Raw genomic sequence first — 24,432 nt, forward strand, 5'->3', positions numbered from 1 at the left:
CGAGGCCGCGCCCGTCGCTGCGAGCGACGGGCGCGGCCTCGTGTCGTGGTCCTCAGGCGGTGGTCCTCAGGCGGTGGTCCTCAGGCGGTGGTCCTCAGGCGGTGGCCCTCAGGGCGTTGGTACTGAGGTCGTGGTGGTCAGAGCTTGGCGCCGTCGACCAGCGCGACCGTGCGGCTGCTGCCGGCCACCCGGGCCACCGTGGGCAGCACCACGGAGCTGACGTTGCTCAGCTTCCAGGTGGAGACCAGTCCGTTCCGGTAACCGGGGGCGACCAGGTTGTCGGAGAGGTCGACGTTGCGCGGGGTCCCCTTGGGGCCGTCGTGCACGTGGAAGGTGTAGCCGCCGCCCATGATCGCGGTCTGGTTGATCCGGGCGTAGGGGATCGGCGAGGCGTCGGGCTTGATCAGCGTCGCCGACGTGTGCGCGCCGGTCATGTCGATGTAGGACCGGCTGAACGCGGAGCCGCCACCGATGGTCTGGATGCCGTCCTGGTGGTGCTCGCGCGGGTTGTCCGGCGCGACGCCGTGGATGTAGACGTAGCTGCCGGTCACCGAGGACGCGTAGGCGCGGATGCCGTCGTTGTGACCGGTGATCTCCACCCGGGAGATCTCGACCTGGGACGAGCCGCGCGCGGTGAAGACCCCGACCATCTCGGTGTCGTTCTTCCCGTCGATCAGCAGGTTGCGGACGTCGACGCGTCCCCCCTCGATGGTCAGCTGCGCGTGGACGAGGGCGAACTCCTGCAGCACGCAGGTGCAGTCGACCGAGAGGTCCGAGGTGACGGTCTTCCCGGCCAGCCGGTCGGCGTCGGCCTGGCTGCGGATCTTCCCGCCGCCGGTGGTGCCGCTGATCGTCCGGGTCGGCCCGGTGTTCGCGTCGAACCAGCTGCGCAGCACCCGGGTGTCACCGGTGCTCCAGGCCTGCGCCCACGCGTCGGCGTCCAGGTCCGCGTTCGCCGGGGTGGCGGGGCCGGCCGGCGCCGGCTCGGGGTGCCGGCCGAGGGGCGGCGGCCGGCGCGGGGGTCGAGGACGGCGCGGGCGCCGCGGCAGCCGCGGGTGCGGGTGCCGGCGTGCCAGGTGCGGTCGAGGAGGACCCGGGGACGGTGCCGGCCACGTCGGCCGGGACGGACTCCGGCGTGCCCGGTGCCGCGGCGGCCGTGCTCGAGGTGTCGGTGGCGCGCTGGTCGCCGGCGCGCGACTGATCGGTGCCGGTGCCGCTCTCGGTGCCGGCACCGCCGGGGACGGTGGGCGCGGACGCCGCCGGCGTCGGCGCCCCGGCGGTGATCCCGGCCGCCGCGGCCAGCGACTGCAGCCCACCGGTGGCCGCGGCCAGCGAGAGGAGGCAGGTGAGCAGGGCGGTGAGGAGCGCGGGGAAGCGGAGGCGTCTCGAGGACGAGAGGTTCCGGCGGCGGTGCATGGAGGAGCCTTTCGCAGGTTCTTCGGTGGCGTCGGGGGAGCGGCGCGACCGGCTGGGCCACGGCGGTGTGGCGCATCGGCGGGGGTGTGTCCGGCCCGGGGGGGAGCCGGCCCGGAGGCCGACGAGCAGACTCTGACATAAGCGGTGCGCATCGAAAAGGTCACGCTGAGTACCAGTCAGCCACCCCGTCACACCAGTCACACGAGCACCACCGGTCGACTGCCGCCTGCCGATGAGGGGTCGACGGAGGGTCGGCCGGAGGTGCAGCGCCGTGCCGCTCGCGGGGCGGGCGCCGCGCGGATGACACAGTGGAGGGCCTGGGCGGCCCCCGACCCCGCCCCCGGCCCGAGGAGAACGGTGCCCGAGCAGCCGAGCACGACCGGCTGGACGTCCGGCACGACCGGCCCGTCCCGGTGGACCCCGTCGCTGGGATCCGTCTGGCGCGCTCGCTGGTTCGTCGTGGGTGCCGCCGTGGTCGCCGGGGTCGGCGGCTACCTGGTCAGCCAGGACCAGCCGCCCACGTACACGGCCGATACCCGGCTGGTGCTGTCCGCCAGCGAGGACTTCGAACCGCTGGGTGGCCGCGCCACCAACGACGCCTCGCGCTTCGTGGCGAACCAGGCCTCGATCCTGGGCGCGCCGCGGGTGTTGCAGGCCGCGGCCGACGAATTGGGCGACGGGACGACGCTGGGCGAGCTCGCGGAGGCCGTGACGGTGTCGGCGTCGGCCGAGAGCGACGTGCTGGTCGTCGAGGCCGTGGCCGGTGACGCGGAGGAGGCGGCCGCGCGGGCCGATGCGCTCGCCACCGCCTACGTCCAGTACCGCGCCGCGCGCGTGGTCCAGGAGGCAGAAGCCGCGGTGGCCGTCACCACGGACCCCGCGACCGCCGACCAGATCCGGACCGCGGCGGTCGTCTACGGCGACGGCATCGCCCTGGTCGACCCGGCCGAGGCGCCCGGGTCCGCCTCCACCCCGCGCCCGCTGCGCACCGCCGTTGTGCTGGCCGTCCTGGCGGCGCTGGCCGCGGCGGCGCTGGCCGCGGCGGTGGGCCGCCGGGGGCCGATCACCGACGCCACCGTGCTGGTCCGCGCGGCGGGCGCGCCGGTGCTGGGCGCCGTCCCCCTGGCGCGTGGCGCCGGCTCCGGGGCGGCGAGCGGCTCCGAGGCGTTCGCGCTGACGGCGGTGGCGCTGGACTACGTCCGGCCACCCGGTGCGGGGTCGGTGCTGGTGACCGGCGTGACCGACGACAGCGGGACCGCCCCGGTGGTGCGCGGGCTGGCCCTCGCGGCGGCCGACCGCGGGCAGCGGGTGCTCGTCGTCGACGCCGAGGCGGGGCACCCGCTCGTGGGGCTCCTCCCCGGCACGGCGCCGGCGCCCCGCCTCGACGAGCTCGAGACGGACCGGGCGGAGGCCGGCGAGGCCACCGGGCGCGGGGTCGAGGCCGGGCGGCCGGGCATCCGGCTGGCAGTCCTGGACCGGCCCGCGGGCCGGGGGTCCGGTGAGGACGTCGTGCGCCGTCAGCTGGAGCGGGCAGCCGCCGACCAGGACCTGGTCCTGGTCTCCGCCGGCCCCCTCTCGCTCAGCTCGTCCGCCTTCGCCCTGCTGCGGCAGGCGGCCGCGGTCGTCGCGGTGATCGCCGTGACCGAGGACCCGGTCGCGCTCGGCGACGTGCGGGACCGGCTCGCGACCGCCGGCCGCCCGCTGACCGGGGTCGTCGTCACCCGGGCCGCCGCCACGGGCCGGCGCGGGCGCTCCCGCCGGCGACGCCCGGTCGGAGGTGGCTCCCGGGCCGCCGGGGACGGCACCGGCGCGACGTCGGGCGACCTCGTCGGCCCGAGGAGGCGGGCGTCCACCTGAGGGGGTGACCTGCTCCACGCACCCGGCCCGGCCGGTGGCCTGTGGCAGCATCGAGGGCAGGAGTGGTGCGTGTCGCGGCCACGGAACACCCCGGGAGTGCTGCGTGGACCAGTCGCCTGCCCATGACCGGGTGCCCGGCGGTGGACCGTCGCGCCCCGCCTGTCCGGCCGGCCGGCGGGGCCGGTGAGCGGATCGGGGCCGGCGGGCAGCCCGCCGGGTCCGTCGCTCACCCCCGCGCCCGAGGCGGTCGCGAGCAGCCCGGACGGTGCCCGGGCCCGCACCCGTCGGCGGGCGAGCTGGTCGCTGCTGGACCAGGTGCTGTCCAGCCTGGCCAACTTCGGGCTGACCATCGCGGTGGCGCGTGCGGTCGACGAGCAGCTGGGCGGCGTCTTCACCTACGCCTTCCTGGTGTTCACCCTCGTGATCGGCCTGACCCGGGCGGTGTCCACCGATCCGCTGGTCATCCGGTTCAGTGCGGCCGGGGCGGCTGAGCGGGGGCGGGCCGCCGCCCAGGCGGCCGGCGCCAGCACCGCGATGGGGCTGGCCGCGGGAGCGGTCTGCCTCGCCGTCGGCCTGGTCCTGCGCGGTGACCTCGGGACGGCGCTGGCGCTGCTGCTGCTCGTGCTGCCCGGCCACCTCCTCCAGGACAGCTACCGCAGCGCGGCCTTCGCCGGCGGCGCGCCGCGGCGGGCCGCGCTGAACGACGGCGTTCGGGTGGTCGTGCAGTTCACCGGGATCGGCCTGTGCGTGGCCGCCGGCACCACCGGGCTGACCGGCTACCTGGTCAGCTGGGCCGCCGGCGCATGGGCCGGTGCGGCGGTGGGCGCCGTGCAGTTCGGCCCGCCGGCGCTCCTGCGCGGGAGCCGGTCCTGGCTGCGGGACCACGCCGGGCTGAGCGCCCGGCTGGGCAGCGACTACCTGATCAACATGGGTGCGTTCACGGCGGCCACCTCGGTGCTCGCCGCGCTGCTGGGGTTCGCGGCCACCGGCGGGCTCCGGTTCGCCCAGACGGTGCTCGGACCGATCCAGGTGCTGTTCGGGGCGACGACGGCGTTCCTGGTGCCGATGCTCGCCCGCCGGCTGGCCAGCGGTGGGCCGACCTCCCTGCGCCGTCCCTCGGCCCTGGCGTCGCTGGCCTGCTTCGGCGTCAGCGCGACGGTCGTCGGCGTCCTGCTCCTGATCCCCGCGTCCTGGGGCCGGGAGCTGCTGGGGGCGTCCTGGGACGAGGCGCGGGCGGTCATGGCCGCCGTCGGGTGGAGCCAGTGTGTGAACGCGATCGCCATCGGGGGGTCTCTGGCGCTCAAGGCGATGGGCCGCGCCGACCTGCTGCTGCGGGTGACGGCGGTGCAGGCCCCGCTGATCCTCGGGCTCGGGGTGGGGGGCGGTGTCTGGCTGGGCATCGAGGGGGCCGCCTGGGGCATGGCCGTGGCGCAGACGGCCGGGTGCGCCACGGTGATGGCCCTGGCCTGGCGGGCGATGTCCCGGCGCGCGGCGCGCCGGTCGCCGGACACCCCCGCCCGTCACTGAAAGTATCGGCTCCGCTTCGAACTGTTGATTCCTTCCGTCGTCCGGGGGAATCCCCCGGGACGGACGTCGTCTCGCCGTGACGCACGGTGAGACCTGTGAGAGCGTCACAGCCGCTCCCGGGTCACCGGTGCCCCTGGAGTCCCGGCACAGGGACGGCTCGTGCCGGGGGTCCGTGGCGGCTCCTCGGTGGGGGGGTGTGGCGTCACTGCGGGCAGCGCGCCGGGGCGCGATGTCCCACTCGCTCGACCGGGCCCGGCGGGAGATCGCACAGCCAGGACTCCGAGGGGATGGAGGACACCGCACCGATGACCGAGAACACCGCACGTCCGGCGCTGCGCGTCCAGCAGGGCGGCGTCCAGCAGGGCGGCGTCCAGCAGGGCGGCGTCCAGCAGGGTGGCGTCCAGCAGGGTGGCGTCCAGCAGGGTGGCGTCCAGCAGGGTGGCGTCCAGCAGGGTGGCGTCCAGCAGGGTGGCGTCCAGCAGGGCAGCCTGCGGCCGGAGTCGGTCCGCCGGACCGGCGCCGAGGGGCGGGTGACCGCCCGCCCGGCCGGCGTCCGCGGGGCCACGGCGTCCGACGCGGAGCTGGAGGAGCCCGGCAGCGGTCTGTGGGCCCGCTTGGCCCGGCACGGGGTGCCGCCGTTCCTCGTCGCGCTGGACGTCCTCGCGGTCTGCCTCGGGGTCGTCGGCGTCGAGTGGTTCAGCAGCGAGGTCGGCTGGGACACCCCTGCCCGGAAGATCGCCTTCTTCGGGCTGGCGCTGCTGGGGCTGTTCTGGCTCGCCGGCCTCTACCGCTCGCGGCTGTCGTTGTCCGTGCTGGACGACCTGCCGGTCATGGGCGGGCGCTGGCTCTCCGCGGCGGCCATCTCGATCATCGCCCAGATCGTCTGGACCCAGGCGGTGTGGCGGAACTACATCATCGACTGGCGCTTCCTGTGGGGGGCGGTCGTCACCGGCGTCTGCGCCGTGGTCTTCCGGGCGCTCGGGTACGCCCTGGTCCGCCGGCTGCGCAGCCGGCGATTGGTCGCACACCGGACGCTGATCCTCGGCGCCGGCACGGTCGGCAACCAGATCGCGGACATCCTCCAGGCCCACCCCGAGTACGGCCTGCACCCCATCGGCTTCCTCGACGCCGACCCGCGGATCACCGAGCCGCGGTCCGGGCTGCGCGTCCTCGGCGGACCGTCGTCGCTGGCGCCGGTGCTCACCGACGCGCGCGTGCGCAACATCGTCGTGGCCTTCTCCTCCATGAAGGAGGCGGAGATGGTCAGCGTCATCCGCACCTGCGACCGGATGAAGGCCGAGCTCTTCGTCGTCCCCCGGCTCTTCGAGCTGCACCACGTGGACGGCGACATGGACACCGCCTGGGGGCTGCCGCTGGTGCGGTTGCGCCGGGCGGCGTACCGCAGCCCCGCCTGGCGGGTGAAGCGGGTCATCGACGTGGTCGTCTCCGGCGGGGCGCTGCTCCTGCTGCTGCCGCTGCTGTCGGCCCTCGCCCTCGCCGTCCGGCTGGACGGCGGTCCCGGCATCCTGTTCCGCCAGCAGCGGATCGGCGTCGACGGGCGCCCCTTCGACGTGCTGAAGTTCCGCTCCCTGCGGCCGGTCGACGACACCGAGTCGGCGACGAACTGGAACATCTCGCACGACGACCGGCTCAGCCCGATCGGCCGGTTCCTGCGCAAGACGTCGCTGGACGAACTGCCGCAGCTGTACAACATCCTGCGCGGTGACATGAGCCTGGTCGGGCCGCGGCCGGAACGCCCGCACTTCGTCGACCAGTTCCGCAGCGCCTACCCCAGCTACGAGGCGCGCCACCGGGTGCCCTGCGGGCTGACCGGCTGGGCCCAGGTGCACGGGTTGCGCGGCGACACCTCGATCGCCGACCGGGCGCGTTTCGACAACTACTACATCCAGAACTGGTCGCTCTGGCTCGACATCAAGATCATCCTGCGGACGGTCAGCGCGGTCGTCCGGGGCGCCGGGAGCTGACCGTCGTCCTCACCCGCGGGGGCGGGGGAGGACCGGTGGGTGCTGACGGCCGCCCGCCGAGGGGTTAGCTTCCTCCCCGGACACCACGCGGGTGGTGGCCGGCAGCGGCGGTCCGGACGCCGGAGTGAGGAGGAACGTCGTGTCCACCCGCCCTCACTCGACGAGCACCCCGGTCCCGGTGCCCACGCGCGCCGGCCGACGCCGTATCGGTCCGGCGGGCCCGTGCTGAGCCGATCGCGTCCCACCGAGCCGGTGCCCCCCGCCGTCGACGCGGAGGAGGAGGCGGTGGCCGGCGGGCAGCCCGCCGCGGAGGCGGTCGCCACCGGGCCGCCCGAGGGGGGCGGCAGCGGGCGGCAGGCCCTCTGGACGGTCGTCGACCAGGTGCTGTCCAGCGTCGCGAACTTCGGCCTGACCATCGCGGTGGCGCGGGAGGTCGACCAGGTCGCCGCGGGCGCCTTCGCCTACGCGTTCCTGGTCCTCAGCTTCGGCCTGGGCGTGTCCCGGGCGATCTCCACCGACCCGCTGGTGATCCGCTTCAGCGCGGCGTCGGCGGAGGCGCGCGCCCGCGCGGTCACCGCGGCGGCCGGGGCGATGATCATGCTCGGGCTGGTGGCCGGCCTGGTGTGCGCACTCGCCGGCGTACTGGTCGGGGACGTGCTCGGCGCGGCGCTGCTGCTGCTCGTGCTGGTGATGCCGGGCCAGTTCGTGCAGGACAGCTGGCGCAGCGCGGCGTTCGCCTCGCGGAACGCCCGCCGCGCGGCGGCGAACGACGCCGTCCGGGTCGTCGTCCAGTTCAGCGGACTCGGGCTGTGCGCCGCGCTGGGAGTCCAGGACCTGCGCTGGTTCATGGTCGCCTGGGCGGTGGGCGCGTGGACCGCCGGGCTGTTCGGCATGTGGCAGTTCCGGGCCGCCCTCTCCCCGCGGGCGAGCGTCGGCTGGCTCCGCTCCAACGCCGGGCTCAGCGTGCGGCTGGGCGCCGGCTACGCCATCAACATGGGCGCCGTCACCCTGACGACCACGCTGCTCACCGGCATGCTCGGCCTGGTCGCCACCGGCGGTCTGCGGTTCGCCCAGACGGTGCTCGGGCCGATGCAGGTTGCGTTTGGCGCCCTGACCTCGTTCATGATCCCGCTGCTGGCCCGGCGGCTGGCCGCCCGCGGGGCCCGCACGCTGCTCCGGCCGGCGGTGCTGGTGTCGGCCGGTGCCACCACGCTGTGCGTCCTGGTGGTCACGACGCTGCTGCTCCTGCCGTCGTCGGTGGGCGAGCAGCTGCTGGGCAGCTCCTGGGCGGGGGCCCGCGAGGTGATGGCCCCGGTGGGGGTCGGCCAGTGCCTGGTCGCGCTGGCCCTGGGCGGGTCGCTGCCGCTCCTGGCCATGGGCCGGGGTGATCTCATGCTGCGGGTCACCTCGGTGCAGGCGCCGCTGCTGCTGGGCTTCGGTCTGGGCGGGGCGGCCCTGGCGGGGATCAGCGGGGCAGCCTGGGGGATGGCCGCCGCGCAGGCCGTCGGGTGCGTGCTCGTGCTGGTGCTCGGCATCCGGGCGATGCGGTCCGGCGATGTCCGGACGGCCCCGGCCGACGAGCCCGCGGTCGACCTCGGAGCCGGCTGAACCGGGCGGCGACGGTCAGCCGAGGCCGAGGTGGGTCAGCACCGCCCGGGCGCTCTCGTCGACGCTGAGGGCCCGGGTGTCCAGGGTGACGTCCGCGTCGGTCGGCTCCTCGTAGGGGTCGCTGATCCCGGTGAACTCGGCGATCTCCCCCCGCCGCGCCTTGGCGTACAGCCCCTTGCGGTCGCGCGCCTCGCACTCGGCCAGCGGGGTGGCCACGTGCACCAGGGTGAACGAGCCCGGGCCGGCCTGCTCCTCGACCAGCGCCCGGGCATCGGCCCGGGTGGCCGCGTAGGGGGCGATCGGGGCGCAGACGGCGATGCCACCGTGCTTGGCGATCTGCCCGGCCACCCAGCCGATCCGCCGCACGTTGGTGTCCCGGTCGGCCTTGGCGAAGCCCAGCCCGGCCGACAGGTGGGTGCGCACCTCGTCGCCGTCCAGCAGGGTGACCGTGCGGCCGGCCTCCAGCAGCAGCTCCACCAGCCGGGCGGCGATCGTCGACTTCCCGGCTCCGGAGAGCCCGGTGAACAGCACGGCACGCCCGCCGGTGGCCAGGGGTGCCGGCGTGCCGACCCCGGCCAGCTCCGCCGCTCCGTAGGCCGCGGCCAGCTCAGGCCACGCCACCTCCGGCGCCGTCGCGGTCACCGGCACCGGGACGACGAGCACCGCCCGGTCCCGGGCCACCGGCGCCCAGGCGGCCGCGAGGGTGGAGATCGCTGCGGAGTCGGGCGCCGTGCCGGCGACCGGCAGCAGCGCGAGCACCACGGCCGGCAACCCGGCGGCGTCGGGGGCGGGGCGCCCACCCACGCCGCGACCCCGGCCCAGCCGCGCCGCTCCAGCTCGGCCCGCACCGACTCCGGGGACCGCCAGCGCGGCACCTCGCGCACGGCGAGGGCGCCGTCGGTGCGGGTGGCGACCAGCACTCCCTCGGCGTCCTCGTACTCGTCGGCCCCGGGGAGCGCAGCTCCGCCCGCGGTCAGCCCGAAGGCGTGCCGGGCCAGGGCGGCGAGCTGGGGGTGCGTGAGCCGGGTGCGGGTCGGCGCCATGGGTGCAGTCTGGCAAGCGGGCCGACGGCGCCGGAGCGGGGTCGGTGAGCGGGTCAGAGAGCGGGGCGCTCCAGACCGCAACGGCAGGCGTAGAAGACCGAGCCGCTGAACGGGTCGTCGATGCGGGTCCGGAAGCGGTGGACGTGGGCCCGCGGCCGCGAGGGGGAGCTCGGCGTCGCCGGGCGGGTGACGGAGGTCGGCACGACCCGGAGCGTGGGCGCGGTGGGCGGCGGGCCGGCCAACGGCCGCCGTCCGGACGGCGAACTCGGCGCCACGGTCGTCCCCCGGGTGGGGGACACCGGCTCCCCGGACGGCTACATGCCCGGTCGCACGACTCCGCAGCGGCACCGGTAGAGCGAGGCGCCGCTGAACGGGTCGTCGCCCAGCCGCCGCCACCGGTGGAGGTGCCGGGGCGCCGGGAGCGACGACCGCACGGTGCGCAGGAGCTGGGTCACCTGCCCAGTGTGGGTGCCGACCGGCCGTCCCGGCACCCCCCCCCGGCGCAGAAATGGGCCGTGCCGGCGGCCGGGCGGCTGCCGGCACGGCCGTGGCCGCGGACGAGGTGGGTCAGCGCGTGCGGGCGAGGAGCTGCTCGGCCTGCCGTCCGGTGCGGCGCTGGTCGCTCGCCCGCTGCTCGGCGAAGCCGGACTGCAGGGCGTCGGCGAGGACGATCGCCGGGTCGACGGTCTCGTGCGCTCGCGTTGTGGTCTGCGTCATGCCCAGCACGCTAGGGCCTCCCGGGGTGCCACCGGGCCGGACACGAGCGCGTGGAGGTGACGGCTTCGTGACGTTCCGTCCCACCCGGCCCCGGCGGTCAGAGCTGCGCGAGCAGGTCCGCCGCGGACCGGGTGTTGACCACCCGGTCGGCCGTGATGCCGCACTCGACGGCGCGGGTGCACCCGAAGTCCTGCCAGTCGAGCTGGCCGGGTGCGTGCGCGTCGGTGTCGATGGCGAAGTCGCAGCCGAGCTCGGCGGCGCGGGTGAGCAGCCGGCGCGGCGGGTCGAGCCGTTCGGGCCGGGAGTTGATCTCCACCGCGGTGCCGTGGTCGACGCAGGCACGGAACACCGCCTCGGCGTCGAAGTCGCTCTCCGGGCGCGGTCGCTGGGTGCCGTTGCGCTGCTTGCGCCCGATGACCAGCCGCCCGGTGCAGTGGCCCAGCACGTCGGTGTGCGGGTTGGCCACCGCGGCGAGCATCCGCTCGGTCATCTGCGCCCGCGGCGCCCGCAGCTCGGAGTGCACGCTGGCCACGACGACGTCGAGCCGGCCCAGCAGCTCCTCGGTCTGGTCGAGCGCCCCGTCGGCGAGGACGTCGCACTCGATCCCGGTCAGGATGCGGAAGGGCGCCAGCTCCTCGTTCAGCGCCGCCACCACGTCCAGCTGCCGCTCCAGCCGCTCGGGGGTGAGCCCGTTGGCGACGGTGAGCCGGGGGGAGTGGTCGGTCAGCGCGAGGTACTCGTGGCCGATCGAGATCGCCGCCTCGGCCATCTCCCGGATCGGGCTGCCGCCGTCGGACCAGTCCGAGTGCGCGTGCAGGTCGCCCTTCAGCGCCGCCCGGAGCGCGGCGGCGTCGTCGGCCAGCGGCGCCAGCTCGGCGTGGGACTCCTCGAGCCGCTGCAGGTACGCCGGCAGCTCACCGCGGTGCGCCTCGGTGACGACGGCGGCGGTCTTCTCCCCGACGCCCTTCAGCTCGGTGAGCGTGCGGGTGCGCACCCGGCGGTCGAGCTCGGCGTCGTCGAGGCCGGCGACGACGGTCGCCGCGGTGCGGAAGGCCTGCACCCGGTAGGACGGCTCGCGGGCGCGCTCCAGGAGGAAGGCGATCCTCCGGAGCGCGTCCGCGGGGGTGAGCTGCTCGCTCAGTGCGTGATCTTCTTCGCCTGCTTGGCCGCGCGCTTCTGCGCCTTCGCGGCCCGCTTGGACGCCCGCTCGTAGCTGGCCTCGGCGCCGTGCACCGCCTTCTCCGCGCTGCGGCGGGCCCGCCAGCCCACGGAGGGCTTCCCCTCGGTGTCCACCGCGGCGAGCAGCAGGCCACCGAGCATGCCGGCGTTCTTCAGGAAGTTGCTGGTCTGCCCGAAGCGCTCCTTCGGGTCCTCGTGCTCCCAGAACCGGTGCCCGGCGAGGGTGGTCGGCACCAGGGAGGTGGCCAGCGTGAGCGCCGTGAACCGGGGGAACCGGCCGAGCGCGAACAGCGTGGCGGCGCCCACCTGGACGCCGGCGTTGACCTTGACCCACTGCTCGACGTCCTTGGGGACCTCGACGGGGAGCTGCTTGTCGGCGATCTCGCTGAGCTGCTCGACGATCGGGGTGGCCCCGGGCACGCGCGACTGCGGGTTCCGGAGGGTGCTGACCCCTCCGAAGACGAACGGTGCCGCGAGCAGCGGGCGGGCGATCCGGCGGACCAACATCTGCGACCTCTTCCTTCGGTGACGTGGCAGGTGCAGTGCCCTGGCCGGGGCGCGGACAACCACGCCGGCCAGGACGCCGACCTCTCCCTCGGACCGTAGTGAGGTGCGGGGCGCTCCGCTGGGCGAAGCCGCCGCTCAGCTGGTCGTGGTGCTCGGCCGCTCGGCGGCGAGGATGTCGCTGACGTACAGCGGCTGCCCCCCCAGGGTGGGCGCCGCGTCGTCCCGGTCCAGGGCGTGGTCGGCCACCGAGATGGTCCGTCCGAGCACGCAGCCCACGAGCACGCTCACCGTCAGCCAGGTCACGCCGATCACCGCGAGGATCATGCCTCTGTTTCTAGTGGAGGACCCTGCCCGTTCACGGCGCGCAATGCGGGCACAGGTTGCCAAGGCCGCGGGAGCCCGTTGGCGACATGTCGACCCGGTGGCATTCGCCGGTGGCGGATGTGGTGCCCGGTGCGTCCCGCTGCGGGTGCCCGGCCTTCAGCCGGCGGCGGAGTCCTGCTGCGGCGTGGAGCGCGCGGCGGGGAGCACCTTGGCCGGCGAGACCATCGCGGTGGCCCCCGCGGGCACGTTCTTGAGCACCAGGGAGTGGGCGCCGATGGTGGCGCCGTCGCCGATGGTGATGGCGCCGACGATGGTGGCCCCCGGCCCGACGTCGACCCGGTTCCCGAGGGTCGGCTGGTCGAAGGTGGACTCGCCCTGCTGCCCGAGGGTGACGTGCTGGCGGATCATGCAGTCGTCGCCGATCGTCGAGTGCTCGCCCAGGATCACCCCCATGTGGTGGGCGATCAGCAGTCGCCGCCCGATGACCGTGGTCGGGAACAGCTCCATGCCGTACACGTTCCGGATCACCAGGATGTTGACCGCGTGCAGCGCGGTCCGGAGGAGCTTCCCGATGAGGCCGGGCCGGTCCCGGACCGCGACCTGCAGCCGGTGCACGGCGAGGGCGTGCACGGCCGGCGCGGTCGACCGGCGGTTGTGGGTCACCCAGTCCTCGCGGATCAGCTCGCGGACGGACGGCGTGGGTTCGGTCACGGTCGTTCCCCTCCTGGGCGTCGGGTCGTCATGCGCTCGAGCCGGCGTCGACCGTGACGGTCGTGCCAGTTGTCCCGGCGGAGTCGGGGCCGAGCAGGTGGGCCACCGCGGCGGCCACCTCCTCCGGGGTCGCGAACCGTCCCAGCGGGCTGCGCCGCTTGATCCGGTCCAGGTTCCCCGACTCCAGGACCTCGGTCATCGCGGTGTCCAGGAAGCCGGGGGCGACGGCGTTCACCGTCACGCCACGGGCCCCGAGGTCGCGCGCGAGCGACCGGGTGAACCCCTCCACGCCGGCCTTGGCAGCGGCGTAGACCGACAGCCCGCGGAAGCCGGTGCGGGCCACGATGGAGGAGATGTTGACGATGCGCCCGCGGCGGGCGGCGAGCATCGGCCGGCACAGGTACTTGGTCAGCAGCACGGGGGCGAGCAGGTCGAGCTCGACGACCGAGCGGATCTCGCTGTTGTGCATGGTCGGCAGCAGGCCGTCCAGCCCGCTGGCCGCGTTGTTCACCAGGCCGTACGGGCGGCCGTGCGCGGTGATCAGCTCCTTGGCCAGGGCCGGGATGCCGTCGAGGTCGGCCAGGTCGGCGCGGTGGTGGGCGTAGCCCTCGCCGATCGTCGCGGGGTCGACGTCGCGCCGGGAGAGCCCCACCACGCGGTAGCCGTCGGCGACCAGCCGCCGGGCGGTGGCGGCACCCAGCCCGCTGCTGGTGCCGGTGACCACGACGAGGTCGGGTGCTGCGGGGGCGGTCATCGACGTCCGGCCTTCCCGGTGGCGGTGGTGACCATCTCGGCCACCACCTTGATGGACGCGGGGACGTGCGCGGCGGAGAGCCGGCCGGCCACCTCGGCGCGCAGGAGCGCGGGCAGGGCCTTCCGGTCGGCCGTGGGGCCGGGGACGACGTCGGCCACCAGGATGGTGCCGCTGAACGGGTTCGGCCGGGACCGGACGACGGCGTCGGTCACCTCCGGGTGACCGCGGAGCACGGCTTCGACCGACTCGGGGGAGACCATCACCCCGCCGACGTTGACCAGGCCCGATGCGCGGCCGAGGAAGCGGACCCGGTCGCCGCCCACCTCGACCAGGTCGCCGGTGCTGACGAACCCGTCGGCAGCAGCCCCGGAGACGTCGGGGGCGTGGACGTGCAGCACGCCGTCCCGGACGTCGAGCCGGACGCCCTTCGGCGGCGCGGTCAGGTAGCTGGCCGGGAAGCCCTCGCGGCCGTCGTTGACGGCGAAGGCGGCGCCGGTCTCGGTCGAGGCGAAGATGTGCGTGATGCGCGCGGCCGGGTAGGTGTGTGCCAGCGCGTCGAGCACCCGCTGGTCGGCGATCTCGCCGCCCAGCGTGATCTGGGTGAGCGGCAGCGCGGCGCGGTCGGGGCTCTGCAGCACCTGACGCCACACGGTGGGGGTGGCCGACAGCGCCTCGACCTCGCGGTCGGCCAGCCAGCGGAGGCGCTCGGGCAGGGTGGCCTGTGCGGTGGCGTCCAGCAGGTGGTCGCCGCCCGCGAGCGACTGGAGCAGGACCTGCAGGCCGGCCATCCTGGTGGGCTCGTAGAGGAGCCCCCAGCGGCGGGGTCCGCGGGCGGTGCCCGGGTCGGGTCGGCGGACGGTCCGGGTCAGGGACGCCAGCGTGTGCTCGACCGGCTTGGGGGTGCCCGTGGTGCCGGAGGTGAAGAGCCGCCAGCGGGTGGCCGTCGGCTCCGTCCCGCCCGGGATGCGCGGGGTGTCGTCGGGCACCGGGGCCTCGGTGGCGGCGTCGTCCAGCTGCACGGCGTCGGACGGGACCTCGCCGGGCTCCAGCGTGCCCACCAGGTCGACCCGTGAGGCCCAGCCCTCGAGTGCGCGCAGCGCGGCCGCGACCGTGCGGGCCCGGCGGGCGCGCAGCACCACCACGGCGCCGGGGTGGACGCGCCGGCGCAGGCCGAACCCGTCGGCGGCGAGCAGCGCCTCCGGGACGGTGCCCCGGAGGTCCTCCACGGCGATCGGGGTCGCGTTCGTCACTGTGCGTGCTGGGGGGCGTGCTTCGCGTAGATGGTCACGAAGTCACCGAGCGTGCTGGGGTAGACCGGCTCGTCCATCTCGGTGAACGGGTCGTACCCGAGGGTCTCCTCCAGCCGGGTGACCAGGACGGCGAAGCCCAGGCTGTCCAGGCCGCTCTCCAGCAGGACCAGGTCGTCGGTGAAGGTGGGCACCGGCTTGTCCTCCTCCTGGAGGAGGTCGGTGATCTCGGAGATGACGGTCTGTCGCAGGCTCGCGGGGTCGGTCACGAGTTCCTCCTTGCGCTGGGAGCGGGCGGGCAGGTGACGTGTCGCCGGAGGGGTCGTACCCCTCGGCTGCGTGCTCACCCTGAGCGACCTTACCCAGAACCTCAAGTTGGATGAGGGTTGCGTTCCGCACCCGCGAGCACCGCGGACCGGCGGCGTCGCGCGGCCAGGGCGAGGGTGGAGCCGACGGCGAGCCCGGCGATCACGTCGCTCGGTCGGTGCGCTCCGACGTGCACCCGCGAGTACCCGACGCCCAGCGCCAGGGGGACCAGGGCCGCGCCGAGTGCCGGGCTCTCGGCCGCGGCGCCGACGGCGAACGCCGCGGCCGAGGCGGCGTGCCCGCTGGGGAAGGAGTGGCCGCGTGGCGGCCGGGGGAGTGCACGCGGCGCGGCCACGCCCGCCGGATCCGGCCGCACCCGGCCGAACACCGGCTTGAGCAGCAGGTTCACCAGTGCGCTGGAGGCGAGCTGGCACCCCACGCCCCGGACGGCGGCCCGCCGCAGGCGTCCCGGGCGCAGCCCCAGCAGCCCGGCGAGGCCGAGCCACAGCGCGCCCCGGTCGGTCGCGGTGGACAGTCGGCGCAGCCACCGGTCGGCCGGCATCAGGTGCGCTGGCGGGCCCGGTAGGCGGCGACGGTGGAGCGGCTGGCGCAGGTGTTGGAGCAGTACCGGCGGCTGGCGTTGCGGGACGTGTCGACGTAGACGTCGTCGCACCCCTCGGCCGAGCAGACGCCCAGCCGGCGCCAGCCGTGCTGCACCACGACCTGGGACAGCCCCATCGCCACGGTGGTGGTCAGCTGCTCGACCACCCCGGCGTCGGGCCGCGCGTAGTGCAGGTGGAGCTCGCCGTCGTGGTCGGTGGCGTAGGGGTGCGGGGCGGCCAGGTCGAGCAGGGCGTTGAGCCGCTCCTTGACCACCGGCTCGCTGTCGGCCAGGGCGACCTCGCGCACCAGCGTGGAGGTGCGGGCCACCGCGGTGGCCTCGGCGGGGCTGAGCTCCAGCGTCGTCCCGTCGGTGAACCACTCGTCGTGCCCGGCCAGGAAGTCGGCCACCCCGGCCGGGTCGTCGAGCGCCGCGTTGGCCAGGTCGATGGCCAGTTCGACAGCCGTCGACCCGTAGGTGTCGTAGTTCATTTGACTCCCTACCCGCTCGGTCCGTAATCTCCGGAATGTGTAGGCGGTCAACGCACGTTCGACGCCTACGGATTCCCCACCTCGCACGACCCCGAAGTGAGCAGAGCCATGCGTTCGTACCTCGCCGTGTGGCGGCTTCCGTCCGCCCCGGTGCTGCTGCTGGCCGGGTTCGCCGGCCGGCTGCCGTCGTCCATGATCCCCCTCGCGCTGCTGCTCATGGTGCAGCGGCAGACGGGGTCCTACGCGATCGCCGGCGCGGTGTCGGCGATGTTCGGGATCGCCACGGCGGTGATGGCCCCGGTGCTCGGCCGGCTGGCCGACCGCCGCAGCCCCCGGCGGGTGCTGCTCGTCCAGGCCGTCGTCCACCCGGTGACGCTCGCGGGGGGCGCGCTCGTGGTGCTCGGCCGCGCCCCGACGTGGGCGATGCTGCTGGCCGCGGCCGCGATCGGCGCCAGCACGCCGCTGGTGTCGGGCACGGTGCGGGCGCTGTGGTCCCGGGTCGACCCGCGGGTGCGTCCGACCGCCTACGCGCTCGACGCCACCTCGACCGAGCTGGTCTTCGTCGCCGGTCCCACCCTGGTGGCCGCGCTGACCTTCCTGGCCCGGCCCGCGGTGGCCCTGGCCGTCGCCGGCGTCCTCGGGGTGGCCGGGGCGCTGGGCATCGCGACCAGCCGGGCGATGGCCGCCTGGCGGCCGGTGGCCGCCGACGGTCCGCGCCGGCTGTTCGCCACGGTCACCACCCCGGGCATGCCCCGCGTGCTGCTCAGTGGCACCGCGCTGATGGTCGGCATCGGCGGTCTCGAGGTCGCCGTCCCGGCGTTCGCCTCCGCCGCCGGTACCCCGGGGATGTCCGGCGTGCTGCTCGCGGTGTGGGCGCTCGGCTCGTCGCTGGGTGGGCTGTGGTTCGGCGCCCGGGTGCTGAGCGTCTCGCTGCCCCGCCAGTACCGGTGGGGGATGCTCGGGATCACCCTCGGCCTCGCGCCGCTGGCCGCCGTCTCCAGCCCGTGGCTGCTCGGCGTGCTGCTGTTCCTGGGCGGGACGGCGATCGCCCCCACCCTGACCGTGCAGAACTCGCTGGTCGGCTCGATCGCCCCCGCATCGGCGACCACCGAGGCGTTCACCTGGCTGTCGACGGTCTCCTTCGGCGCCTCCGCGATCGGCGCGGCGGCCGGGGGTGCCCTGATCGAGACCTCGGCCGGGGTGGCCGGCGCGCTGGTCATGGCCACCGCGGCGGCGGGGGTGGCCGTCGCGGTCACGCTGCTCCCGGGGCGCCGCCCGGCGGCGTCGGCGGCGCCTCGGCGGGACGTCGTCCCCGCCTGAGGGGCACCTGCTCCGACGTCGTGGTCTGCCCACCGGGAGTGGGCAGACCACGACCGTCTCGGGAGGTGGTGGTGGGGGGGTGCGCGGGCTGGTCCCGGCCGGTGGGGACCCCGGTTGGGGCTCGCCGCGAGGCGCTGGTAGCCTTCTCTCTCGGTGGTTCCGGGGACACTCGGAACCCGGGAGGCTTCGCCTAGTCCGGTCTATGGCGCCGCACTGCTAATGCGGTTTGGGGTAACCCCCCATCCCGGGTTCAAATCCCGGAGCCTCCGCGCAACAGCACAACTGAACACCACGCACCCGTAGCTCAACGGATAGAGCATCTGACTACGGATCAGAAGGTTAGGGGTTCGAGTCCCTTCGGGTGCACGTCTGGTTGAGACAGCGCGCGGCCCCGTTCTCCTCGGAGAGCGGGGCCGTTCGTGTTCCACCGGCGGGTGGTCAGCCGATCCGGCGGAAGCCGGTGACCCGCACCTCGCCGCCGTCGAAGCGGGCGGCGGCCCGCTCGATGCTCGTCAGAGTCGCCGCGGCCCGGCTGCACGGGAAGCCCCAGCGGGCCTCGACCCGGTGGCTCGCCTCCGCCATCGCGGCCCGGCTCAGCGCGAGGAACCGGTGCAACGGGTAGCCCGTGCCGACGTCGAACACCTCCTCGACCACGGTCGACGGCGAGTACACCTGCTGGTGGTCGCCGTCGGGCCACTGCACGTCGAACTCGACCTCGGGCACGCCGGTGAGCCTGCCGCACGCACATGACGGTCTCGTTGCGATCCCCGGACCGACGCATCACCGGCGCCGCGACCGAGCAGTGCCCACGGGTTGTCGTGGGCGCTGCCCACCCGTCGGAACGCCGGAGGTGTCGGTCATCGCCAGGGAGTCGCAGCCGTGGCAGCTGCCGGACGAGGAGCGCCGGACCCGCAGCGGGGTACTGCTGAGACTGGCTCTCGCCGTCGTCCTGGCCGGCGGGCTGGTGGCCGGCGTGCTCGCCCCGTGGCTGGCCGGCGTCGGCCTGGCCGCCAAGCAGGGCGGTGCGCTGGTGCAGCCCATCGACGACCCGGTCGTCGACGACCGGCTGCCCGGCACCACCCGGGTCCTCGCCGCGGACGGGTCGCTGATCACCCAGTTCTACCGGCGCAACCGCACCCCCGTCCCCGGCGAGCAGATCGCCGAGGTGGCCAAGGACGCGCTGGTGGCGATCGAGGACGCACGCTTCCGCGACCACCCCGGCGTGGACCCCCGCGGCCTGACCCGGGCGCTGGTGAAGAACATCGTCGCCGGCGAGGTCGCCGAGGGCGGCTCGACGATCACCCAGCAGCTGGTGAAGCAGCTGCGCCTGCAGACCGCGCAGGACGACGCCGGCCGCTCCCAGGCCACCGCCGACACCCTCGGCCGCAAGCTCAGCGAGGCGCAGATCGCGCTGGCGCTCGAGCAGCAGTACAGCAAGGACGAGATCCTCACCCGCTACCTGAACACCGTCTACTACGGCAACGGGGCATACGGCATCGCCGCCGCCGCCCAGCGCTACTTCGCCACCACGCCCGACCAGCTGACCGCCGCGCAGGCGGCGCTCCTGGCCGGGATGGTCCGCAGCCCCTCCGCCTACGACCCGGTGACCGCCCCGGAGCGGGCGCAGGGCCGGCGCGACCTGGTGCTCACCCGCATGGCCGAGGTCGGGCTGCTCGACCCGGCCGCGGCTGCGGCCGCCCGCGCCGAGCCGCTGGGCATCGTCGACGGCGGCGCCCCGCCCAACGGCTGCGCCGACGCGCGGATCGGCGACTTCTTCTGCGGCCACCTGCTCGACGCGCTGGCCGAGCGCTACGGCCTCACCCGGGAGCGCCTGCAGGCCGGCGGGCTGACCATCCGCACCACCCTGGACCCCGCCGTGCAGCAGGCCGGGGACGCCGCCGTCCGGCAGGCGCTGGCCACCGACGACCCGCGGGCCGGCATCTTCGTCGCCGTGCAGCCGGGCACCGGGCGGGTGCTGGCGATGGCGGTCAACCGCGAGTTCGGTCTGGACGAGGCCGACCCGGCGCAGACCACCGTCGACCTCCCCGCCGCCGCCGGCCAGGGCACCGGCTCCACCTACAAGGTGTTCACCGCGGTCGCCGCGATGGAGGCCGGCTACGGCCTGGACCTGGAGCTGCGCACCTCCGACCCGTACGTCTCCGGCGTCTACGAGGACGGCGACGGGCCCTACGACGTGCAGAACGCCGGCCGCTACCCGTCCCGGCTGGACATGGAGGAGGCGCTCTACCGCTCCTCCAACACCTACTTCCTCGCGCTGGAGGACCTGCTCGGCAGCGTCGAGGCGCCGGTGCGCGCCGCCCAGCGGATGGGGCTGCGCAGCCTCGACCCGGTCGCCGACCAGGTGGTCGCGGAGAACCGCGGGTCGTTCACCTTCGGCGCCGAGCCGACCAGCCCACTGGCCCTGACCAGCGCCTACGCCACGCTCGCCGCCAACGGCACCGCCTGCCGACCGCAGCTGGTGACGGAGGTGCTCGACCGCACCGGCCAGCCGCTGACCGGCCCGGAGGGGCAGCCGCTGGGCGGGCAGCCGGAGTGCACGCCCGAGGCGATCGCGCCAGGCATCGCGGCCACGGTCAGCCAGGCGCTGCGCAAGGACGTCGAGCCGGGCCACCCCGGGCAGACCGGCCGCCGGGCGTACGTGCCCGGGCACGAGATCGCCGGGAAGACCGGCACCTCCCAGGACAACTACTCGGCGACCTTCGTCGGGTACACGCCGGAGTTCGCGGCCACGGTCATGCTCTACGACCCGCGGGCGAACCGGGACGTCGGCAGCTTCGGGGGCGGGATCCCGGCGACCATCTGGCGGGAGGCGATGACGCCGGTGCTCTCCGCGCGCCCCGCGGTGCCCTTCCCGCCGGCCGACCCCGAGTACCTGCGCGGAGCCAGCGCCGCGGTCCCCGGCGGCTGCATCAGCAACGGTGCGACCGCCTGCGGGTCGCTGCTGGCCGAGGCCGGGTACGAGCCGGTGCGCCGCGTGGTCGACGCCGCGGTGCCGGCCGGTCGCGTCGTCGGCCTGCGGCCCGCCGCCGGGACGCCGCTGCCGCCGGGGCAGCAGGTGGTGCTGCTGGTGAGCAACGGCTCGCAGTACAGCCCGCCGCGCCCGGAGCCCGCGCCCGAGCCGTCGCCCGAGCCCGAGCCGTCGCCCGAGCCCGCTCCGGCCCCCGAGCCGTCGTCCGAGCCCGCTCCGGCCCCCGAGCCGGAGCCCGCACCTGAGCCGACGCCTGCTCCCACGCCGGAGCCGACGCCCACGCCGACGCCGACGCCGACGCCCACGCCGGAACCGGCGCCTGAGCCGGTGCCCGCACCTGAGCCTTCGCCGGAACCGGCTCCCGAGCCGGAACCGGCTCCCGAGCCGGAACCGGCTCCCGAGCCGGAGCCCACGCCCGTGCCGGAGCCCACGCCCGTGCCGGAGCCCACGTCCGCGCCTGCGCCGGAGCCGGCCCCTGAACCCGCGCCCGAGCCGGCGCCCGAACCGAGCGCGGAGCCGGCACCTGAGCCGGCGCCGTCCCCCGAGCCCCAGCCGACGGCCGGGCCGGGCGAGAGCCCGGGACCGGGCGCCTGAGCTGAGTTGGCGGGCGGGGGGCCGGTCCTGGCGGTCTGGCCGCGTTGGTCGGTCCCTCCAGCAGTGGAGGGCCATTGGTAGCCGGCTTCCCCCGCCCGCGACCGACTGTGACTCAGCTCACTCGGCTACGTCAAGAGTGCGACGGCGTGCCGTCCGCGCCACGCGGGACGACGAGCACCGGCACCGGCGCGACGCGCAGGATCTCGGCCGCCGCCGACCCGAGGGAGACCCGGCCCGCCGGACCGAGCCGCGACGAGCCGAGCACCAGGACGTCACCCGACTCCCAGGCGACGGCCGCCATCGCCCCCTCCCAGCCGGGGCCCTCGGCCAGCACCGTCTCCGGCGCGGGGCCCGGGTCCGGCCACGGCGCCGCGGGCGGCACCGTCACCGGCTCGGGCACGAAGGTGACCAGCCGCACCGGCACGCCCCACCGCCCGGCCGTCGCCCGGGCGCTGACCAGCGCCTCCCCGGAACGTGCCGGCCCCGCCCACGCGCAGGTGAGCCGGGTCGGCGGCGTCTGCCCGGCCCAGCCCCGCGGCGCCAGCGCGAGCGGCACCGGTGAGCTGTGCAGCAGCCGCTCGGCCACCGGCCCGGCGGCGAACCGGCCCGGCGGGGCGGTCGCCGCGGCGCCGAGCACCAGCACCCGGGCGCGGTAGTCGCCGACCGCCTCGATCAGCCCCGCCGGCACCGGGGCCCCGGCACGACCGCGGTGCGGACGTCGTCGACGCCCGCGCGGCGCAGCCCGGTCACCGCCTCCGCCTGGCGGGTCGCGGTCAGCGCGGCCCGCCACTGCAGGTACTCCCGGTCGATGCGGGAGGCGGTCGCGCTGATCGGGCCCGGCGGGACGACGGTGACCACCACGGCGGGGGAGTCCTCGGCCAGCGCGAGCCCGGCGGCCAGCTGGAGCGCGGCGTCGTCCCCGGTGCCGTGCTCGGCGGCCCCCCAGCCCAGCAGCACGGTCATGGCGGCGTCCACCGGCACAGCGGGGCACGCGACGACGGCTGGGGCACGAGGGCACTGTGGCGCGTCCACGCCCCGCCCACCAGCCGGGCGACGGAGACCGGCCCCGGCAGGTCAGCCGGGCAGCGCGAGCCGCAGGCGGCGGAGCCGGCGGAGCGCGCGCAGCGCCCGGCGGGGGACGGGGGCGGCCAGCCGGGCGCGGTAGTCGCCGATCGCGGCCTGCCACACCGGGTCGGCGTAGGTCGGGTAGGGGTGGGTGGCGCCGGTCAGGTCGCTGGTGGTGAGGCCCTGCGTGACGGCGAGGGTGAGCTCGGCGAGGGTCTCCCCGGCGCGCGGCCCGACGACCGTCGCCCCCCGCACCCGGTGCCGGGAGTCGACCGCCAGGCGGGTGACCCCGTCGGTGCGCCGGTCGGTGATCGCCCGGTCGGCGTGCCGGTGGTCCTGCTCCACCACCCGCAGCCCGGCTTCCCCCGCCGATCCGGTGGGCGCGCCGACCGCGGCCACCTCCGGCTGGGTGAACGTGACCCGGGGCAGCGCGGTCAGGTCGACCGTGCGGCGCAGGCCCAGCACCGCGTTGGCGGCCACCGTCGAGCCGTGCAGGCCGGCGAGGTGGGTGTACGGCGGCTGGCCGGTGACGTCACCGGCCGCCCAGATCCGCGGGTTGCTGGTGCGCAGGTGCCGGTCGACGGTCACCCAGCCGGCCTCGTCGCAGGCCACCCCGGCGGCGGCCAGCCCGAGCCGGCCGCGCGCCGCCCGCCGCCCGGTGGCGACCAGCACCCGGTCGCACGCCAGCTCCGACCCGTCGGCGAGGGCGAGCCGGGTGCTCCCCGGCCCGCCGGTGACCCGGCGGACCTCCGCCCCGAGGTGGACGGTGACGCCGTCGCGCTCCAGGGCCGCGGTGACCAGGCCGGAGGCGGCCGGGTCCTCGGCCGGCAGCAGCCGGTCGGCGGTCTCCACGAGGTGGACGTCGACCCCGAGCCGGGCCATCGCCTGCCCCAGCTCGCACCCGGTGGTGCCGCCGCCCAGCACGACGAGCCGGCCGGGCAGCGCCGGCTCGTCCCACAGCGTCTCGGTGGTCAGCGGCCCGGCCTCGGCGAGGCCGGGCACCGGCGGCACGGACGGCGCCGACCCGGTGGCCACGACGGCCTGGCGGAACCGGAGCCGGTGGCCGTCGAGCTCCGCCGCGTCGGGCCCGGTGAAGACCAGGTCGCCGGTGGCCACGGCGATGCCGGCGTCCCGCTGGGCGCGCGGGGAGTCCACCGGCTCGATCGTGCGCACCGCTTCCCGCACCCGGTCCAGCACCGCGGCCCCGTCGATGCGCACCCCGTCGGCGTGCACGCCGAACTCCGCGGCGCCCCGGGCCGCGGCCGCCGCCTCGCCGGCGGCGATCAGCGCCTTGGACGGGACGCACCCGGTCCACAGGCACTCCCCGCCCCAGGTGCCGCGGTCGACGAGCAGCACCCGGACGCCGAACGACGCGGCGGTCTGGGCGGCGAGCAGGCCCGCGGTGCCGGCGCCCACCACCAGCAGCTCCCAGCGGCGCCGGCGGACGTCGGTGTCGGGCACGGTGCCGGCGGGATCGGGGACGATGTTCACCACGTCGAGTCTGCCCGGGCGATCGCGCGGGTGCAGCGCTGCGACGGAGGAGGCGGCATGGCGGGCCGGACCCGGCAGTACGAGCTGATCGCCCCCGTCTACGACCTGGTCTCCGGGGAGTGGCCGGTCTACCGGCCCGGGCGGCTGGCGGGGATCGCCGGGCTCCGGCTGCGCCCCGGGAGCCGGTTGCTCGTCGTCGGCTGCGGCACCGGGCTGGACCTGCGGCCCGTGCACGAGCGGGTCGGCGACGGCGGCCGCTTCGTCGGCCTGGACGCCAGTCGGCAGATGCTCGCCCGGGCCGGCCGGCGGCCCGCCGCACGGGGCTGGCCGGGCGTGACGCTGGTCCAGGGCGATGCCACCGCGCCGCCGTCCGGGCGCCTGCTCGAGGCGCTCGGGGGCGACGGCGCGGACGCCGTGCTGTGCACCTACGCGCTCTCCCTGATCGACGACTGGCCGGCGGCCTGGCGGGCCGCGGTCGCCCTGGGCCGCCCCGGCGCCCGGGTGGCGGTGGTGGACATGCAGCCGGCGCAGCGCGGCCCACGGCCGGCGCGGGCGCTGGCCCGGCTGGCCATGTGGAGCGGCGGCGCCGACCCGGCCGCGCGCCCCTGGCGGGCCGTCGAGGAGCACTGCACCGACGTCGACCGGTGGGACCTGCGCGGCGGGCACGTGCAGGTGCGGGCCGGCACGCTCCCCGGCTGAC

Annotated in this window: 26 protein-coding genes and 2 tRNA genes; 9 read left to right on the forward strand and 19 right to left on the reverse strand. The window is 76.1% G+C overall.

Annotated features, from left to right (window positions below; all coding sequences use genetic code 11):
- Window positions 1-137 precede the first annotated feature (137 nt).
- Both JD78_RS19545 and JD78_RS19550 read right to left on the reverse strand, forming a co-directional pair.
- Window positions 138-896 carry a hypothetical protein gene (locus JD78_RS19545; protein WP_166521338.1) on the reverse strand — a complete coding sequence of 253 codons (759 nt, stop codon included), beginning with the start codon at window positions 894-896 and terminating at the stop codon, window positions 138-140.
- A gap of 7 nt (window positions 897-903) precedes the next feature.
- On the reverse strand, window positions 904-1,416 hold the full coding sequence (locus JD78_RS19550) for a hypothetical protein (protein WP_166521339.1): 513 nt from the start codon (window positions 1,414-1,416) through the stop codon (window positions 904-906).
- Window positions 1,417-1,773: 357 nt separating this feature from the next.
- Between JD78_RS19550 and JD78_RS19555 the strand changes: the two genes are divergently transcribed.
- From JD78_RS19555 to JD78_RS19570, 4 genes are all read left to right on the forward strand, one after another.
- Window positions 1,774-3,273, forward strand: a complete 1,500-nt coding sequence (locus tag JD78_RS19555) for a Wzz/FepE/Etk N-terminal domain-containing protein (RefSeq protein ID WP_166521340.1) — start codon at window positions 1,774-1,776, stop codon at window positions 3,271-3,273.
- 183 nt (window positions 3,274-3,456) lie between these two features.
- Window positions 3,457-4,800, forward strand: coding sequence for an MATE family efflux transporter (locus tag JD78_RS19560; RefSeq protein ID WP_153360503.1), 1,344 nt, complete (start codon window positions 3,457-3,459; stop codon window positions 4,798-4,800).
- A 305-nt stretch (window positions 4,801-5,105) separates the two neighbouring features.
- Window positions 5,106-6,785, forward strand: a complete 1,680-nt coding sequence (locus JD78_RS19565) for a sugar transferase (protein ID WP_166521341.1) — start codon at window positions 5,106-5,108, stop codon at window positions 6,783-6,785.
- A 252-nt stretch (window positions 6,786-7,037) separates the two neighbouring features.
- Window positions 7,038-8,393 (forward strand): MATE family efflux transporter, encoded by a 1,356-nt coding sequence (locus JD78_RS19570; RefSeq protein ID WP_153360507.1) that lies wholly within the window; start codon window positions 7,038-7,040, stop codon window positions 8,391-8,393.
- Window positions 8,394-8,408: 15 nt separating this feature from the next.
- Here the strand turns inward: JD78_RS19570 and cysC are convergent, their stop codons facing one another.
- The 13 genes from cysC to JD78_RS19635 form a co-directional block, all read right to left on the reverse strand.
- Window positions 8,409-9,197: an adenylyl-sulfate kinase gene (cysC, locus tag JD78_RS21830; protein ID WP_243731091.1), complete on the reverse strand. Its 789-nt coding sequence runs from the start codon at window positions 9,195-9,197 to the stop codon at window positions 8,409-8,411.
- A gap of 292 nt (window positions 9,198-9,489) precedes the next feature.
- Window positions 9,490-9,639, reverse strand: coding sequence for a hypothetical protein (locus JD78_RS19580; RefSeq protein ID WP_166521343.1), 150 nt, complete (start codon window positions 9,637-9,639; stop codon window positions 9,490-9,492).
- 111 nt (window positions 9,640-9,750) lie between these two features.
- Window positions 9,751-9,891, reverse strand: coding sequence for a hypothetical protein (locus tag JD78_RS19585; RefSeq protein ID WP_166520872.1), 141 nt, complete (start codon window positions 9,889-9,891; stop codon window positions 9,751-9,753).
- Window positions 9,892-10,003: 112 nt separating this feature from the next.
- A complete protein-coding gene (locus JD78_RS19590; RefSeq protein ID WP_153360512.1) occupies window positions 10,004-10,153 on the reverse strand; it encodes a hypothetical protein in 150 nt (49 codons plus the stop codon).
- 97 nt (window positions 10,154-10,250) lie between these two features.
- A complete protein-coding gene (locus JD78_RS19595; RefSeq protein WP_153360610.1) occupies window positions 10,251-11,294 on the reverse strand; it encodes a PHP domain-containing protein in 1,044 nt (347 codons plus the stop codon).
- Complete coding sequence (locus tag JD78_RS19600) at window positions 11,291-11,839, reverse strand: DoxX family protein (RefSeq protein ID WP_153360514.1); 549 nt, start codon at window positions 11,837-11,839, stop codon at window positions 11,291-11,293. Before JD78_RS19600 ends, JD78_RS19595 begins: the two co-directional genes overlap by 4 nt.
- 135 nt (window positions 11,840-11,974) lie before the next feature.
- Window positions 11,975-12,163, reverse strand: coding sequence for a hypothetical protein (locus JD78_RS19605; RefSeq protein ID WP_153360516.1), 189 nt, complete (start codon window positions 12,161-12,163; stop codon window positions 11,975-11,977).
- A gap of 156 nt (window positions 12,164-12,319) precedes the next feature.
- Window positions 12,320-12,874: a serine O-acetyltransferase gene (locus JD78_RS19610; protein ID WP_153360518.1), complete on the reverse strand. Its 555-nt coding sequence runs from the start codon at window positions 12,872-12,874 to the stop codon at window positions 12,320-12,322.
- Between the two features lie 28 nt (window positions 12,875-12,902).
- On the reverse strand, window positions 12,903-13,628 hold the full coding sequence (locus tag JD78_RS19615; protein ID WP_153360520.1) for an SDR family oxidoreductase: 726 nt from the start codon (window positions 13,626-13,628) through the stop codon (window positions 12,903-12,905).
- Window positions 13,625-14,878, reverse strand: a complete 1,254-nt coding sequence (locus JD78_RS19620) for an AMP-binding protein (RefSeq protein ID WP_153360522.1) — start codon at window positions 14,876-14,878, stop codon at window positions 13,625-13,627. The genes JD78_RS19615 and JD78_RS19620 overlap by 4 nt, the downstream gene beginning before the upstream one ends.
- Window positions 14,875-15,144 carry an acyl carrier protein gene (locus JD78_RS19625; RefSeq protein WP_153360524.1) on the reverse strand — a complete coding sequence of 90 codons (270 nt, stop codon included), beginning with the start codon at window positions 15,142-15,144 and terminating at the stop codon, window positions 14,875-14,877. The genes JD78_RS19620 and JD78_RS19625 overlap by 4 nt, the downstream gene beginning before the upstream one ends.
- Window positions 15,145-15,245: 101 nt before the next feature.
- Window positions 15,246-15,743 carry a phosphatase PAP2 family protein gene (locus JD78_RS19630; protein ID WP_153360525.1) on the reverse strand — a complete coding sequence of 166 codons (498 nt, stop codon included), beginning with the start codon at window positions 15,741-15,743 and terminating at the stop codon, window positions 15,246-15,248.
- The gene (locus JD78_RS19635) at window positions 15,743-16,273 is read right to left on the reverse strand and encodes a CGNR zinc finger domain-containing protein (RefSeq protein WP_153360527.1); all 531 of its coding nucleotides are present in this window, start codon (window positions 16,271-16,273) and stop codon (window positions 15,743-15,745) included. The genes JD78_RS19630 and JD78_RS19635 overlap by 1 nt, the downstream gene beginning before the upstream one ends.
- 108 nt (window positions 16,274-16,381) lie before the next feature.
- Between JD78_RS19635 and JD78_RS19640 the strand changes: the two genes are divergently transcribed.
- The 3 genes from JD78_RS19640 (at window position 16,382) to JD78_RS19650 (ending at window position 17,959) form a co-directional block, all read left to right on the forward strand.
- A complete protein-coding gene (locus JD78_RS19640; RefSeq protein ID WP_153360529.1) occupies window positions 16,382-17,593 on the forward strand; it encodes an MFS transporter in 1,212 nt (403 codons plus the stop codon).
- Between the two features lie 179 nt (window positions 17,594-17,772).
- Window positions 17,773-17,862: transfer RNA gene (locus JD78_RS19645), tRNA-Ser, on the forward strand.
- A 24-nt stretch (window positions 17,863-17,886) separates the two neighbouring features.
- Window positions 17,887-17,959: transfer RNA gene (locus JD78_RS19650), tRNA-Arg, on the forward strand.
- 72 nt (window positions 17,960-18,031) lie between these two features.
- Here the strand turns inward: JD78_RS19650 and JD78_RS19655 are convergent.
- Window positions 18,032-18,316 (reverse strand): MSMEG_0570 family nitrogen starvation response protein, encoded by a 285-nt coding sequence (locus tag JD78_RS19655; protein WP_153360531.1) that lies wholly within the window; start codon window positions 18,314-18,316, stop codon window positions 18,032-18,034.
- Window positions 18,317-18,443: 127 nt separating this feature from the next.
- Here JD78_RS19655 and JD78_RS22705 point away from each other — a divergent pair, with 127 nt between their 5' ends.
- Window positions 18,444-21,176 (forward strand): transglycosylase domain-containing protein, encoded by a 2,733-nt coding sequence (locus JD78_RS22705; protein ID WP_279526852.1) that lies wholly within the window; start codon window positions 18,444-18,446, stop codon window positions 21,174-21,176.
- A gap of 130 nt (window positions 21,177-21,306) precedes the next feature.
- On the opposite strand, the gene JD78_RS19665 is transcribed toward JD78_RS22705, so the two are convergent.
- From JD78_RS19665 to JD78_RS19675, 3 genes are all read right to left on the reverse strand, one after another.
- Window positions 21,307-21,864, reverse strand: coding sequence for a universal stress protein (locus JD78_RS19665; protein ID WP_166521344.1), 558 nt, complete (start codon window positions 21,862-21,864; stop codon window positions 21,307-21,309).
- The gene (locus tag JD78_RS19670; RefSeq protein WP_166521345.1) at window positions 21,849-22,139 is read right to left on the reverse strand and encodes a universal stress protein; all 291 of its coding nucleotides are present in this window, start codon (window positions 22,137-22,139) and stop codon (window positions 21,849-21,851) included. The genes JD78_RS19665 and JD78_RS19670 overlap by 16 nt, the downstream gene beginning before the upstream one ends.
- Before the next feature lie 111 nt (window positions 22,140-22,250).
- Window positions 22,251-23,732 (reverse strand): dihydrolipoyl dehydrogenase family protein, encoded by a 1,482-nt coding sequence (locus JD78_RS19675; protein ID WP_228395170.1) that lies wholly within the window; start codon window positions 23,730-23,732, stop codon window positions 22,251-22,253.
- A 57-nt stretch (window positions 23,733-23,789) separates the two neighbouring features.
- Here JD78_RS19675 and JD78_RS19680 point away from each other — a divergent pair, with 57 nt between their 5' ends.
- Window positions 23,790-24,431 carry a class I SAM-dependent methyltransferase gene (locus JD78_RS19680; protein ID WP_153360535.1) on the forward strand — a complete coding sequence of 214 codons (642 nt, stop codon included), beginning with the start codon at window positions 23,790-23,792 and terminating at the stop codon, window positions 24,429-24,431.
- Window position 24,432 lies beyond the last annotated feature (1 nt).

It is taken from the genome of Modestobacter roseus (assembly GCF_007994135.1).
Lineage (GTDB): Bacteria > Actinomycetota > Actinomycetes > Mycobacteriales > Geodermatophilaceae > Modestobacter > Modestobacter roseus.